The sequence below is a fragment of the Isoptericola halotolerans genome (assembly GCF_045689585.1).
GTDB lineage: Bacteria > Actinomycetota > Actinomycetes > Actinomycetales > Cellulomonadaceae > Isoptericola > Isoptericola halotolerans_B.
On sequence record NZ_CP140108.1, the window covers coordinates 1,529,646 to 1,544,568 of the forward strand.

Consider the following 14,923-nt stretch of genomic DNA (forward strand, 5'->3'; position numbering starts at 1 on the left):
CTGGGCTCAGGACTGCTGAGCCCAGGACCTCACCGCGAGGTCGTCCCGGCGGACCGGGAGGCCCGCGCGGACGGTCCGTCGGCCGGCAGGCCGGGTGCCGCCCGCAGCGCGAGCAGCCCGAGCATCGGGACGGCGGGGAACAGCATGAGCGTGACCACGCGGATGCCGTAGTCGTTGACGAGCGCCCCGCCCACACCGGCGATCAGCAGCGCCACGAGCACGGGACGCAGCAGCGGCCACGCCTCCTCGGACTGCTCCAGCCAGCGGGCACGCAGCCGGGGCCCGCCCCACAGCACGAGCGCGAGGGCGACGAGCACCCCGAGCGACATCCCGGCGGGGAGGCCGGCTCCCAGCGAGCTCCACGCGTACCCGGCCTTGCGCCACACCGTCTCGAACGCCCCGCCGTCGATCACGGCCTGCACGAAGGCGCCCAGGTGGGACCGCTGGTCGAGGGGTCGCAACCAGTCGACGACGCCGATGACGGCCACGAGCAGCACCCCGGCGCCGCCGGCCAGCAGCAGCCGGGGCCACGTCGACCTGGCCCCCAGGGCACCGAGCACGACGACCGCGAACACCGGCACCAGCACGAGCCCGCCGCCGACGTCGACGCCGAAGGTGGGCCACACGGTGACGACCGTGGTGACCACGCCGACCACCCCGGCCGCGACCGCGCCCGCTACGCGGTTCCAGCGGCGCGCCACCAGCGTGGCGACGCCGGCGGCGCAGAGCACGGCGACGACGGCGTAGACGGAGTAGGTGGGGTTGCCGAACCCGTAGAAGCGCCCCCCCAGCGTCGGCGCGGCGCCCAGCGGGCTCCCGCGGTGCAGCGGGGTGCCGAGCAGGGCGTCGAAGGTGAGCACGACGAACGTCACGGACGCGACGACCACCGTGCCCGCCCAGGCGGGCCGCCGGGGTGCCAGCGATCCCACCAGCGCGACCGTCACGGTGCCGGCCCCGAGCGCGACCCACAGGCCGACGTCCGGGTCGGGCAGGCGCCACCACGTCCAGCTGGTCATGAGGAAGCTCGCGGCGGGGACCGCCGCGCACAGCAGCAGGACGGTCTCCAGGACGCGGGCGGAGACCCGCACGGTGCGGGCGTGCCTGCGCCGCCGGAGCCAGGGCAGCACCAGCACCACCAGGGCGAGCGCGCCCAGCGCCACGACGGTCGGTCTGCCCGTGGTGGCGTCGGTCACCTGCCGCAGCGCATGGTCCCGGTCGGTGATGGCGGCCAGGTCGCGCACGGTGGCACCGCTGCTGCTCGGCCGGTCCGCGCCGAGCGAGACCACCGCGCCCGAGAGCTCCGCGGGCCGGGGCAGACCGAAGTCCTCCACGAGGGTCACGGGCACGTCCAGCAGCCGCACGACGCCGAGCCAGCGGGTCGACGACGACGTCAGGTACGACGGCGCGGACTCGGTGTCGGTGCGCGCCAGGCCCACGCCGAGCGCCGGGCGGGTCGGCGCCGGGTTGCCGACGTCGAGCACCAGCACGGTGGCGTCGTCGGGCACGACGTCGAGCACGTCCCGGACCGTCGCGTCGACCTCGCGCAGCGCGGCGTCACGCGTCGGTCCGCTGCTGGTGGCCTCGTCCGGCACGGGGCGGAAGACGCTGCCCGCACCCGTGGGGTGGTAGGGCGCGGCGCCGGCGTCGACGACGGTCACCGGGCAGCCGAACGCGTCGTCCGGGTCGGCGAGGGCGTCGGTCACGCTCCGGTAGCGCTCGACGCTGCCGTCGGGCTCCGCCAGGGTCAAGGCCGCGGCGGGGCCGACGGCGGTGCTGCACACCCCGCCGTCCGCGAGCGCACCGCCGAGCACGCCGAGGCGGGGCGCGAACGCGGAGCCCGCCTGCAGGTCGGTGAGCCCGTCCCAGCCGTCCACCGTGGCGCTCCCTGTGCCGCCGGCGGCCGGCGTCACGTCCCAGTCGGCGCAGCGCCACGCGCCGTCGACGGCCGCGCCGGTCACCGCGCTGCGCCCGGCCGACATCCCGAGCCAGCCCGCGGCCACGCAGTCGGCCGAGGCGCCGGTCACGGACGCGGTGACGCCGCCGGCGCCCGCGCCGTCGCGGAGGGCGCGCCACAGCGTGGGGGTGGCGGTGGGGGAGACGTCCTGCCAGCGCAGCCCGTCGGTGCCGATGACGACGACGGGTTCGCCGTCGGACAGGACGGGCGACCCGCCGTCGGACACGTCGCCGGCGTGCGACAGGCCGCTGGCGGGCAGGGCGGCACCGCCGAGCTGCAAGGTGATCAGCAGTCCGGCGCCCACCCCGGCCAGGAGGCGGGGGACGCCGGAGCGGGGGGCGGACGGCTCCCCGGTGCCGGGCGGCGGGACGAGGGCCGTCTCGAGGCCGCCGACCAGCAGCAGCGGGACCGCGAGGAGCAGCACGTACATCGCGACGACGACCCCGGAGTCGTTGAGCAGGGTGCCGACGACGGCGACCGTGACCACCGCACCGACCGTGCGGCGCAGCAGCGGGTCGCGGTCGTAGGCGGCGGCGACACCGGTGAGGCGGAACCGGCGCGGGTCGAGGACCGCCCAGGCCGCGACCCCGCAGACCACGGCCGCGAAGGCACCGGCGGGGTGCGCGACGGTGGCCCACGCCCCGCTCGCCTTGGCCGCGACGACGGCGGCCGCGTCGCCGTCGAGCAAGGACTGCACGAACCCGCCGAGGTGGGTGGCCGGCGGGAACGCCCAGTCGACGACGGCGACGGTGGCGGCGCCCAGCAGGGTGGCGCCGGCGACCAGCAGCGCGCGCCGCCACGTGACCCGGATGCCGGCGACCCCCAGCAGCAGCACCGCGAAGGCCGGGACCAGCGCGAGGATGCCGCCGAGGTCGGCGCCGAAGGGCGGCAGCCCGTCGACGAGCACCGTGACGGTGGCCACGGCCGCCACGGCGAGCACCTGCGTCCGCCGGGAGCTGCCGCGCCGGCGCAGCACCGCGGCGACGCCTGCGGCCAGCACGAGCCCCGCCACGGCGTAGACCGCGAACACGGAGTTGGAGAACCCGTAGAACCGGGCGCCCAGCGACGGGGCCGGCCCGAGCAGCGAACCCTGCTGCAGGGTGGTGCCGGTGAGGCCGTCGACGGTCAGCACGAGCCACGTCACCGCCGCGAGCACGGTCGGCAGGCGCCACGGCGACGGCGGGAGCAGCAGCCGCGCGCACCAGGCCACCAGCGCCACCGCCGTCGCGCCGAGCACCACCGCTACGGACAGGACGGTCACCGGCACCGGGGACACCCACCAGCGGGAGAGAGTGGCGAGGGTCGCCGCGACGGGCAGGCAGGAGGCGACCACGAGCACCGCCGGCGCCAGCCGGGCAGGTCGGCGGCGGGACACGAGCAGGCCGGTGACCGCACCCACGACGGCCAGCGCCATCGTGCCGACGAGGAGCGGCGTCATGCGGGGCAGCGTCTCGGTGAGCACGGAGAGGTACTGCCGGTTCTCGACCGTGCGGGGGACGGCGAGCCGGCGGTCCTCGCCGTGCTGCAGCGGGGACCCGGTGAACAGGGACGCGGCCTCGGCGACCTGCTCGTCCTCGAGGTCGGCCCCGACCAGCAGCGCGTCCGCGAGCGTGGCGGACAGGTCGCCGGCGACGACGACGCCCGGCCACCGCGACGACGTGGACGTGAGCCAGGTCGCGTCCCCGCCCGGCGCCGTCCAGTCCACGACGACCTGCAGGTCCTCCGGGCCCAGCGGCGTGTCGGCCAGGCCGGCGACGACGAGCCGTCCGCCGTCGGGCAGCAGGGCGGCGAGCCGGCCCACGGCGGCGTCCACGCTCGCGACGGCCTCGGTGCGTTCCGTGGCGGCGTCGGGCAGCATGCCCAGGTCGACGACGGTCACCGGGCAGGCGGACAGGTCGGAGGCGTTCGTGAGGTCCGAGGGGTCGGTCAGGTAACGTCCGACGTCACCGGCCGGGTCGGCGAGCGCCAGGGCCGCTCCCGGGCCGACCGCCGTCGTGCACCGCCCGACCGTCTCCGCCAGGCCGCCCAGGGCACCGAGCTCCGGCCCGGCGGCGGGGACGTCCTCCTCGGCGACGAGGTCGTCCCAGCCGGGCACGTGCACGGGGTGCGGTGTGCCGGCGGCCGGCAGGACGGGCACCGGCGGGCAGGGCGACGCCAGCTCCTCGTCGTCCTCGCTGCCGTCGCTGCGGTCGTCCCGCTCGGCGACGACCCGGTGGCCCGCGGACAGGGAGAGCCAGGCGTCGACGGGGCAGGTCGGCGTGAGCGTGCGCACGGAGACCGACGCGACGGACCCGCCGCCCACGAGCCGCCACAGGTGGGGCGTCCGGACGGCGTCGACGTCGGTCCACTGCAGCCCCGCGACCCCGGCCAGCACCACGGGACTGCCGGCGGGTCGGTCGTCGGCGTGCGCCGTCGGCACCAGGCTCAGCGCGAGGGCGCAGAGCAGGCCGACCATGACGACGACGGGACGGAGGGTCGGGCGCACCGGGTCAGCCTACGAGGCGGTCCTGGGGGCGGGGTTCGGCGGGGTCCGCCGTCCCGACGGGCCCCAGCGCGTGCAGCGCGGCCACCGTGAGCAGCGGGACGGCCGGCACCAGGGCGATCATGGCGATCCGGGCACCGAAGTCGTTCACGACGGAACCGGCCACGCAGGTGACCCAGATCGCCAGGACCGTCGGGCGCAGGATCGGCCACGCGGCCTCCGTGCGGGCGAACCAGCGTGGGGTGAACCGTCCGGGGGCGAACAGCAGGAGGCCCCCGGCCACGAGCACGGCCAGCGTGAGCCATACCGGTACGCCGTCGAGGACGGACCGGGCCGCGTAGCCGGCCTTGCGGGCCAGCGTCTCCCAGGCCTCGCCGTCGATCACCTGCCCGACGAACCGGCCCAGGTGCGAGCGGTCCTCGGCCGGCCGCAGCCGGTCGAGCACCCCGACGGCCGCGACGACGGCGACCCCGGCCGCGCTGACGACGACGAACCGTTGCCAGGTCAGGCGCGCCCCGGAGGTGGCGAGCCCGAGGACGGCGAAGGCGGGGACGACCACGAGGGCGCCGCCGAGGTCGGCGCCGAGGGTGGGCCACACGACGACCACCATCGTGACGACACCGATCGATCCCACGACCACGGTCGCCGCGGCCCGCCGGCCCCGCTCGACGAGCAGCTGGGCGAGGGCTCCGGCGGTCACCAGCGCGGCGACGGCGTAGACGGAGAACGTCGGGTTGCTGAAGCCGTAGAAGCGGGCGCCGAACGTCGGGGCGGAGCCCAACGGGCTCGTCCGGTTCAGGGGGGTGCCGATCAGCGCGTCGAGCGTGAGCACGGCGAAGGTGATCCCGGCGACGATCCCCGGTCCCAGCCAGACCGGCCGCCGGGGAGCGAGCGCGCCGACGGCCGCGACGACCGCCGTCGCGCCCAGGGCGGACGCGACGAGCGCGAGCGTGGGCTGCTCGAAGCGCCACCAGCCGGTCGACGAGCCGAGGTAGGCACCGGCCGGGAGCGCGGCGAGGACGAGGGCGGCTCCCCGGGCCCAGCCCCAGGCCGCTCGCCGTCGTGCCGGTGCGCGGGGCCCGGTCGCCCGGGTGAGCCGTGGTCCGAGCAGCAGGCAGGCCGCGGCGAGGGCCAGGCCCGCGTACAGCGGGAGGTCGACGAACGCCGTGTAGACGGCGCGCCGCGAGTGGTCGAGCGTCGTGAGGTCGGCCAGGCCCTCCGCGGCCTCGGCGGCCTTCTGCGGCCGCGGCGACCCCCACGCCAGCGGGGTGTCGTCCACCGGGGCCGTGGGCGTCAGGCCCGCCGCGTGGAGGACGGTGGACGGGACGTCGAGGACTCGGACGACCCCGTCGGTCCGGGTCGCGGCGCTGGTGAGGAACCGTGGCTCCGGCGGCGCGTCGGCGCCTGGCCGGACGAGCGCGGCACCGAGCACCGGCCTGCTCCCGGGAGTCCCCGCGAGGTCCGCGACCAGGACCGTCGCGTCCGACGGCGCGGCGGCCAGGACCTCGCCCACGGTGGCGTCGACGGCGCGCACCGCGGCCTCGTGCTCCGCCTCCAGGGCGACGAGGTCCTCGGCCGTGGCGTCCGGGTCCGTGGGCGACGCCGTCGCGTCGCCGGCGTCCACGACCGTCACGGGGCAGCTGAAGGCGTCCGTGCCCGGCGCCGTCGCCGTGTCGAGCTCGCGGTACCGCGCGACGTCGCCGTCGGGGTCGGCCAGCGCGAGGGCGGCGCCGGGGCCGACGGCGGTGGCGCACCCGCCCGCGGCGAGCTGGTTCCCGAGCGTCCCGAGCGCGGCCTGGTACGTCGAGCCGCGCTGGAGCGCGGCGAGCTCGTCCCACCCCTCGACCACGGCGCCGTCGTGCGCCGGCACGGGGCGGGGAGCCGGGCAGCGCCAGGTGTCGTCGTCCGCGCGCTCGGTGGACACCTCCGGCAGAGCGCCCGCGGACAGCGCCAGCCACCCGCCGACGACGCACCGGCTCGACGCCCCCGTCGGCTGCGCGGTCCCGCCGGCTCCGGCCCCCTCGGCGAGGAGCGCGCTCAGGGCGGGTGCGCGCCCCTCGGCGACGTCGTCCCAGCGGACGCCGGTCGTCCCGACGAGGACGACCGGCCGGTCCGGGGTGGCGACGTCCTCGACGCCGGGCGCCACCTGCCCGCCCGCGTCGGCCTCCTGGGCGGCGGCCCGCAGCCCGACGGAGCCGAGCGCGGCGGACGTGAGCAGCAGGAGCACGAGCATCGCGCCGCTCACGGTCACGAGCACCGTCGGCAGGCGGTGGATGCCCGGTTCGGTGGGCCGGGTGCCCTCGGCCGGCCGGGTGGTCTCGACGGGTCGACCGGGGCTGTCCGTGTGCTCGAGGTGCCCGGCGAGCAGCGCCGGCGTCGCGAGCACCAGCACGAGGAACGCGACGAGGATCCCCGAGTCGTTCACCAGGGTGCCGACGACGGCGGTGACGACGAGCGCGACGACGAGCCGACGGAGCAGCGGGTCGCGCCGGTAGGCCGCGGCCACACCGTCGAGGCGTGCCTGGCGCGGGCGCAGGACGGCCCAGCCCGCCGCGGCGCACAGCACGAGCGCCGCCGCTCCGGCCGGGTGGGCGATCGTCGCCCAGGCGCCGGCGGCCTTGCCCGCGACCACGCCGACGGCCTGTCCGTCCAGCACCGACTGCACGAAGTCGCCCAGGTGGCTGGTGCTGCTGCCGACCAGCCAGTCGGCCACCGCGACGACCACCACCACGGCGACGGTCGCGGCGCCCACCAGCGCGGCCTGGCGCCAGGTCGTCCGGACGCCCGCGATGCCGAGCACCAGCACCGCGAAGCCGGGCACGAGGGCGAGCATCCCGCCGAGGTCGGCGCCGAAGGCGGGCAGCCCGTCCACGAGGAGGGTGATCACGCCGACCGCACCCGCCGTCCCGGCGGCACGGGCCGGCGAGCCTCCACGGGCGCGGACGACGGCCGCGAGGCCCGCGGCCAGGAGCAGCCCGGCCACGGCGTACACGGCGAAGACGGCGTTGGAGAACCCGTAGAAGCGGGCGCCCACGGCGGGGGTCGAACCCAGCAGGGAGCCCTGCTGCAGGGTGGTTCCCGTGAGTCCGTCCACGGTGAGGACCAGCCAGGTGATCGCGGCGAGGCAGGTCGGGACCCGCCACGGCGACGAGGGCAGGAGCCGGCGTGCCGCCCAGGCCGCCAGGCCGGTGCCCAGGGCGGCGACCGTCAGGGCCAGCAAGAGCGCCAGCACGGGCGAGGGCCACGCCCACCAGCGGGTCAGGGTCGCCAGCGAGGCCGCGGCGGGCAGGCTCGTGGCGACCAGGAGGGCGGCGAGCGCCACCCGTCGCCACGGCCGCGGCGACGCGTCCCGGTCGGTGCGGGCGGGCGCCTCCCGGGAAGCCCGACGGCGCCCGGCGAGCAGCGCGGCGACGACGACCAGACCCGTCACGGTCACCAGCCCGAGGAGCACCGGGGCGAGCCGCGGCACGGTGTCGGTGAGGACACCGAGGTACTGCCGGTTCTCCACCGTGGTGGCCACGGGCAGGCGCCGTTCGTCGCCCCGCTCGAGGGGCGACCCGGTGAACGGGGCGAGCGGTTCGGTGTCGCCGTCGGTCTCGTCCGCGGGCTCGTCCGGGGGCGCGGGCGCGGTGCCGGAGAGTGCGCCGCCGGTCACCGTGTCGGCGACGGTGGCGCTGAGGTCGGCCAGGACCACGACGCCCGTCCAGCGCGACGACGTCGAGGTGAGCCAGGTGGCCTCGCCGCCGGCGGGCGCGGTCCAGTCGACGGCGACCTGCAGGTCGGAGGGACCCTGCGGGGTGTCGGCGATGCCGGTGACCACCAGGCGTCCGCCGTCGGGCAGCATCGCGGCCAGCTCACCGACCTGGTCGTCGACGGACTCCACGGCGGCGCGGCGGTCCTCCGCGAGGTCGGGCAGCGTCCCCAGGTCGACGACCGTGGCGGGGCACCGCGCCACCTGCTCGGCGTCGAGCAGCCCGAGGTCGGGCAGATAGCGGGCGACGGAGCCGTCGGTGGCGGCGAGGGCGACCGCAGCACCGGGCCCGACCGCCGTCGCGCACGTCCTGGCGTCGTCGACGAGGTCGCCGAGCGCGCCCGGCGGGGCCGTCGTCGGCGCGGTCCGCCCGGTGGTGGTCCGGTCGGCCTCGCCGGGGACGGTCGCCGGGACGGGTGCGCCCGGACCTGGTCCCTCGGCGTCGGGAACGTCCGGGACGGGCAGGTCGGTGCACTCGGTGCCCGCGTCCGAGCTGACGCGTCGGCCGGCCGACATCGTGAGCCAGGCGTCGAGGGGACAGGTGGGGGTGAGCGTCCGCACCGCCACGGACGCGACCGAGCCGCCGCCGACGAGCCGCCACAGGTGCGGGGTGCGGTCGGCGTCGATGTCGCTCCACTGCAGCCCGGCGACCCCGGCGAGGACCAGCGGGGTGTCCGGCGGGGGCTCCCCACCGTCGTCGCCGTGCGCCGCGGACGGCAGCAGCAGGGCGCAGGCCGCCAGCAGCGCGACGAGCACGGCGAGGAGACGGGTGGGGGGTCGCACCCGGTCAGCCTATGCGGGCGCGCGGACCACCAGTGCCCCGGGCTCCACCCAGGACTCGAGGCTGGCGGCGCGGCCGAGCACGTCGCCGTCCACCTGGGCCTGCTCGCCGCCGTCCACGTCGATGCGGACCCGGCGGGCGCGGACGTGGTCGATCCGGCCGATCTTGATCTTCGCCTCGTTCTGCACACCCATGCCCTGGGCGACCACCTCGCCGAAGAGCTGCGCCCAGCCGGCGAGACCTCCCCGGGTGTCGATGGCGGCGACGTCGAGGATGCCGTCGTCCATCACGGCGTCCGGCAGGAGCGTGATCCCGCCCGGCAGGCGCCCGCAGTTGCCGACCATGAACGTGCGCAGGCGGGCCGCCACGGGAGTCTCGTCGTCGAGGGTGATCTGCGCCTTCATGCGGCGCCCGTGCAGGTGGCGGGCACCGGCCAGGAAGTAGGCGACCCAGCCCATGCGGGCCTTGAGCTGCGCGTCGGCGTCGGCGACCATCGCCGCGTCGAAGCCGAGCCCGGCGATGACGAGGAAGAGGTGCGCCACCCGCTCGTCGCCCTCGCCCTCGGGGGTGACGTCCTCCGAGGTGACGTCGAGGTCGTCGTCGGCCACGGGGGTGACCCGCGCGCGGCCGACGTCGATGCGCCGGTCGCGTCCGCCGATGACGACGGCCATCGCCTCGTCGACGTCGGCCAGCGGGATGTCCAGGTTGCGGGCCAGCAGGTTGCCGGTGCCGGCGGGCACGATCCCCATGGGGGTGTCGGTGCCGGTCAGCCCCTCGGCGACGGCCCGCACGGTGCCGTCGCCACCGGCGGCCACGACGATGTCGGCGCCGGCCGCGACGGCGGCGCGCGCCTGCCCCGTGCCCGGGTCGTCGACGGTGGTGTCGTAGAAGAGCGGCTCGGGCAGCGCCGCCTCGGCGCAGACCCGGCGCGCGGTGTCGACGATCCGGTCGGTGTTCTCCTTCGACGGGTTGACCACGACGGCGATCAGCGGGCCCGTGACGGGGGTCCCGGCGCGCGCGGCGGGGGACGAGGCGGTCGCGGGCCGCTGCCGGTCGTGCCGCACGGCGACCAGCGCCACCGTGAGCGCGACCGCGCCGAGGACCAGCGCGACGATTCCGACGGTGAGCTCCCAGGGCATGAGGGCAACATAGGGCGAACCGGGCCGTCGTGCGCGAGGTGGCGTGCGACGCGCCGGGGGAGCGGCGTGCGACGCGCCGGGGGAGCGGCGTGCGACGGCGGTGCCCCCGGTGCCCCCGGGTGCCCGGAGGGTGCCCACTGTGCACGCGGGGCCCCGCGCCCGGACCGTTAGGCTGGCGGGCGTGATCGACATCCGTCTCCTGCGCGACAACCCCGACATCGTCCGCGAGAGCCAGCGGGCGCGCGGCGAGGACCCCGCCCTCGCCGACGCCGCCCTGGCCGCCGACGCCCGACGCCGCAGCTCCCTGGCGGAGTTCGAGTCCCTGCGGGCCGAGCAGAAGGCCCTGGGCAAGCAGGTCGCGAAGGCCTCCGGCGACGAGAAGGCGGCCCTGCTGGCCCGTACCAAGGAGCTGGCCGCCCAGGTCAAGGAGCACCAGGCCGCGGCGAACGAGGCCGACGCCGAGCTGGACGAGCTGCTGTACCGGATCCCCAACGTCGTCCAGGGCGCCCCGGCGGGTGGCGAGGAGGACTTCGTCACGCTGCGCACGGTCGGCACCCCGCGCGACTTCGCCGCCGAGGGGTTCGCGCCCCGCGACCACCTCGACCTCGGGGAGACGCTGGGCGCCATCGACACCCAGCGCGGCGCCAAGGTGTCCGGCTCGCGCTTCTACTTCCTCACCGGCGTCGGTGCCCGCCTGGAGCTGGCGATTCTGCAGGCCGCGATGGACAAGGCGCTGGCCGAGGGGTTCACGCCGATGATCACCCCGACGCTCGTCACCCCGGAGACGATGCGGGGCACGGGGTTCCTCGGCGAGCACGCCGACGAGATCTACCGCCTCGAGCGCGACGACCTGTACCTGGTCGGCACCTCGGAGGTGGCGCTCGCGGGCTACCACGGCGACGAGATCCTCGACCTGTCGGACGGCCCGAAGCGCTACGCCGGCTGGAGCGCCTGCTACCGCCGCGAGGCCGGGTCGCACGGCAAGGACGTGCGCGGCATCATCCGCGTCCACCAGTTCCACAAGGTGGAGATGTTCAGCTACTGCTCGGCCGACGACGCCGCGGCGGAGCACGAGCGGCTCCTCGCGTGGGAGGAGGCCATGATGGCGGCGGTCGAGCTGCCCTACCGCGTGATCGACACCGCCGCGGGCGACCTCGGGACGAGCGCCGCGCGCAAGTTCGACTGCGAGGCGTGGCTGCCGAGCCAGGAGCGGTTCCTGGAGCTCACCTCGACGTCGAACTGCACGACGTTCCAGGCCCGGCGGATGAACGTGCGCGAGCGCACCGAGGGCGGCACCCGCACGGTGGCGACGCTCAACGGCACGCTCGGCACCACGCGGTGGATCGTCGCGATCCTGGAGAACCACCAGCAGCCGGACGGCTCGGTCCGGGTGCCCGCCGGGCTGCGGCCCTACCTGGGCGGCCTCGAGGTCCTCGAGCCGGTGCGCTGAGGTGGCGACGATCCCCCCGCCGGACCGGATGCTGGTGGCGCTCGACATCGACGGCACGCTGCTGTCCTACGACGGCGACATGACCCCGGCGGTGCACGACGCCGTCGCGGCGGTGCGCTCGGCCGGCCACGAGGTGGTGCTCGCGTCCGGCCGCTCGCTGATCGCCATGCTGCCGGTCGCCGCGCACCTGGGGATCACCACGGGTTGGATGGTGTGCTCGAACGGCGCGGTGACGGTGCGCCTCGACCCGGGGCTGCCCGGCGGATGGGCCGCGGAGGACGTCGTGACGTTCGACCCCGAGCCCGCCCTGAGCCTGCTGCGCCACGAGCTGCCCGACGCCCGCTACGCGGTCGAGGACCTCGGGGTCGGCTTCCGCATGACCGAGCGGTTCCCGGAGGGCGAGCTGGAGGGCGTGCACGTCGTGGTGCCGCTCGAGGACCTGTGGTCGAGCGAGGTCACCCGTGTCATCGTGCGCAGCCCGGAGTCCACCTCCGAGCGGTTCCACGAGCTCGTGGAGCACCTGGGTCTGGACGACGTCACGTACGCGGTGGGCTGGAGCGCCTGGATGGACCTGGCCCCGCTGGGGGTGTCGAAGGCGACGGCGCTGGAGCAGGTCCGACGGCGCACGCACGTCCAGCCGCACCGCACGGTCGCGATGGGCGACGGTCGCAACGACGTCGAGATGTTGCGCTGGGCGGCGCGCGGCGTGGCGATGGGCCACGCCGACGACGTGGTCCGCGGTGCGGCCGACGAGGTCACGGGGACCGTCGAGGACGACGGCGCCGCCCAGCTCCTGAAGTCGCTGCTGTAGGCCTCAGTCGCGAGCCGTGAGGACGAGCGGGCCGTCCTCGGTGATGGCGATGGTGTGCTCGCTGTGGGCGCCGCGGGAGCCGTCGGCCGAGCGCAGCGTCCAGCCGTCGTCGTCGGTGTAGATCTCGGCGGTGGTCTCGAGGAACCACGGCTCGATCGCGATGACGAGCCCGGGCCGCAGCGGGAAGCCGCGTCCGGCGCGGCCGTCGTTGGGGACGTGCGGGTCGCCGTGCATGGTGCGGCCGACGCCGTGGCCGCCGAAGTCCGTGTTGATCGAGTAGCCGGCCTCGCGGGCGACGGCGGCGATGGCAGCGGAGATGTCGCCGATCTTCTTCCCGGGCTGAGCGGCGGCGATGCCCGCCTCCAGGGCCACCTCGGTGGTGCGGATGAGCTGCGCGTCGGCCTCGGCCCGTGCGGGTGACGCGGACTCCCCGACGACGAACGACAGCGCCGAGTCGGAGACCCAGCCGTCGACGGCGACGGCGAAGTCGATGCTGAGCAGGTCCCCGTCGAGCAGGACGTAGTCGTGCGGGAGACCATGGAGCACGGCATCGTTGACGGACGTGCAGATGACCTTGCCGAACGGGCTCGCACCGAAGGAAGGGTGGTAGTCGATGTAGCAGGACTCGGCGCCGCGCTCCTTGATGCGGCGGTGCGCGAGCTCGTCGAGCTCGAGCAGGTTGACGCCCGGCTTCGCCGCCGCGCGCACGGCCTGCAGGGTCTCCGCGACGAAGCGGCCCGCTGGGCGCATCTCCTCGATCTCCCGCGGTGTCCTCAGCTCGATCATGGTGGTCCTTCCGCTCTCGTCCGACGTGCTCGTGACATCCGACGCCAAGGGTGTCACGACTGGCCGCGGGGTCGGATCGTCACCGCATCGTAACCGTCGGGCAGCGCTCTCTCGGTTGCATGCCTTGCAAACTTGCGATCGACTTTACAAAGGGGTCGTGAGTGCCGAAGACGGGACAAAACGGCTCACGAGTCCGACGGCGCACCGTGCCGTCGGCGCGACCACACGACGCAGTGGAGGGTTGGACATGACCACAAGGACGACGGCACGACGCCGTGGCCTGGCAGCGGTCGCGGGAGGTGCGAGCCTCGCGCTCCTGCTGGCCGCGTGCAGCGATCCCGACGGTGAGGGCGGCGTCGCGGAAGAGACGGCGGACGACGGCGAGATGATGGAGTCGTCGATCGACTGCGCCGCCTACGACGAGTTCGGCGACCTCGAGGGCACGTCGGTGAGCATCTACACCTCGATCGTCGAGCCCGAGCAGACCCAGCAGGAGAACTCCTACGACGCGTTCGAGGAGTGCACGGGCGTCACTGTCGACTACGAGGGGTCGCGCGAGTTCGAGGCGCAGCTCCTGGTGCGGATCCAGGCGGGTAACACGCCCGACATCGCGTACCTGCCGCAGCCCGGCCTGCTGAACACCATCGTCAGCGACTTCCCGGACGCGATCGTCGAGCCACCGGAGGCCACCGTGGCCAACGTCGACGAGTTCTTCAGCGAGGAGTGGAAGGAGTACGGCTCGGTCGACGGTACGTTCTACGCGGCACCGCTGGGCGCCAACGCGAAGTCGTTCGTCTGGTACAACCCGGCGATGTTCGCCGACGCCGGCTACGAGGTCCCGGAGACCTGGACCGAGCTGATGGAGCTCACCGAGACCATCGCCTCGGAGCAGGAGGTCCTGCCGTGGTGCGCCGGTGTCGAGTCCGGGGACGCGACCGGCTGGGCCGGCACCGACTGGATCGAGGACGTCGTGCTCCGCACGGCCGGCCCCGACGTCTACGACCAGTGGATCTCCCACGAGATCCCGTTCAACGACCCGCAGATCGTCGAGGCGTTCGACACGGCCGGGGAGATCCTCAAGAACCCGGAGTACGTCAACGCAGGTCTCGGCGGGGTCGACTCGATCGCGACCACGGCGTGGGACCAGGCCGGTGTCGGCGTGCTGGACGGCAGCTGCTGGATGTACCGCATGGCCAGCTTCTACGCCACGCAGTGGCCGGAGGGCACCGAGGTCGGTTCGGACGGTGACGTCTACGCGTTCTACCTGCCCACCGACCAGACGGACATGCAGCCGGTACTCGGCGGCGGGGAGTTCGTCGCGGCGTTCGACGACCGCCCGGAGGTCCAGGCGTTCCAGACGTACCTCGCCAGCGCGGACTGGGCCAACCAGAAGGCCATCGCCACGCCCGAGGGCGGCTGGTTCAGCGCCAACAACGGCCTGGACGTGAACAACCTCGCCTCGGAGTTCGACCAGGACGCCGCCGCCCTGGTCGCTGACGAGGAGACGGTCTTCCGGTTCGACGCCTCCGACCTCATGCCCGGCGAGGTCGGGTCGGGGACGTTCTGGAACGGCATCGTCGACTGGCTGACCGGTGCCTCCTCGCAGGAGGTCGCCGACCAGATCGAGAACAGCTGGCCGATGTGATCTCTCCGGCCCGGCCCGTCGGACGCCGCGCGCGTCCGACGGGCCGGGTCGGCCCTATCTTGTGCGGAGGTGAGTCGTGGACTGGTTGACGGAGTTCTTGCTCGAACCCGATACCCCGGGTCAG

Annotated in this window: 7 protein-coding genes; 3 read left to right on the top strand and 4 right to left on the bottom strand. The window is 75.5% G+C overall.

Annotated features, from left to right (window positions below):
• Positions 1-29: 29 nt before the first annotated feature.
• The 3 genes from UQW22_RS07205 to UQW22_RS07215 are packed head-to-tail and all read right to left on the bottom strand — an operon-like array spanning position 30 to position 10,107.
• Entirely contained in the window at positions 30-4,439 is a 4,410-nt protein-coding gene (locus UQW22_RS07205; RefSeq protein ID WP_407320233.1) for a hypothetical protein, read from the bottom strand.
• A gap of 4 nt (positions 4,440-4,443) precedes the next feature.
• Entirely contained in the window at positions 4,444-8,970 is a 4,527-nt protein-coding gene (locus tag UQW22_RS07210; RefSeq protein ID WP_407320234.1) for a hypothetical protein, read from the bottom strand.
• A 9-nt stretch (positions 8,971-8,979) separates the two neighbouring features.
• Positions 8,980-10,107: a diacylglycerol/lipid kinase family protein gene (locus tag UQW22_RS07215; protein WP_407320235.1), complete on the bottom strand. Its 1,128-nt coding sequence runs from the start codon at positions 10,105-10,107 to the stop codon at positions 8,980-8,982.
• A gap of 181 nt (positions 10,108-10,288) precedes the next feature.
• Between UQW22_RS07215 and serS the strand changes: the two genes are divergently transcribed.
• Together serS and UQW22_RS07225 are read left to right on the top strand one after the other, a co-directional pair.
• On the top strand, positions 10,289-11,557 hold the full coding sequence (serS, locus tag UQW22_RS07220) for a serine--tRNA ligase (protein ID WP_407320236.1): 1,269 nt from the start codon (positions 10,289-10,291) through the stop codon (positions 11,555-11,557).
• Between the two features lie 28 nt (positions 11,558-11,585).
• Positions 11,586-12,368, top strand: a complete 783-nt coding sequence (locus UQW22_RS07225; RefSeq protein ID WP_407320744.1) for an HAD family hydrolase — start codon at positions 11,586-11,588, stop codon at positions 12,366-12,368.
• A 3-nt stretch (positions 12,369-12,371) separates the two neighbouring features.
• Here UQW22_RS07225 and map read toward each other — a convergent pair whose 3' ends face one another.
• Entirely contained in the window at positions 12,372-13,154 is a 783-nt protein-coding gene (gene map / locus UQW22_RS07230) for a type I methionyl aminopeptidase (RefSeq protein ID WP_407320237.1), read from the bottom strand.
• Positions 13,155-13,401: 247 nt separating this feature from the next.
• Here map and UQW22_RS07235 point away from each other — a divergent pair, with 247 nt between their 5' ends.
• The gene (locus UQW22_RS07235) at positions 13,402-14,799 is read left to right on the top strand and encodes an ABC transporter substrate-binding protein (RefSeq protein WP_407320238.1); all 1,398 of its coding nucleotides are present in this window, start codon (positions 13,402-13,404) and stop codon (positions 14,797-14,799) included.
• Positions 14,800-14,923: the final 124 nt, after the last annotated feature.

Coding starts and splice junctions, on each gene's coding strand:
- UQW22_RS07215 (WP_407320235.1), bottom strand. CDS start 10,107: ATGCCCTGGGAGCTCACCGTCGGAATCGTCGCGCTGGTCCTCGGCGCG.
- UQW22_RS07225 (WP_407320744.1), top strand. CDS start 11,586: ATGCTGGTGGCGCTCGACATCGACGGCACGCTGCTGTCCTACGACGGC.
- map (WP_407320237.1), bottom strand. CDS start 13,154: ATGATCGAGCTGAGGACACCGCGGGAGATCGAGGAGATGCGCCCAGCG.
- UQW22_RS07235 (WP_407320238.1), top strand. CDS start 13,402: ATGACCACAAGGACGACGGCACGACGCCGTGGCCTGGCAGCGGTCGCG.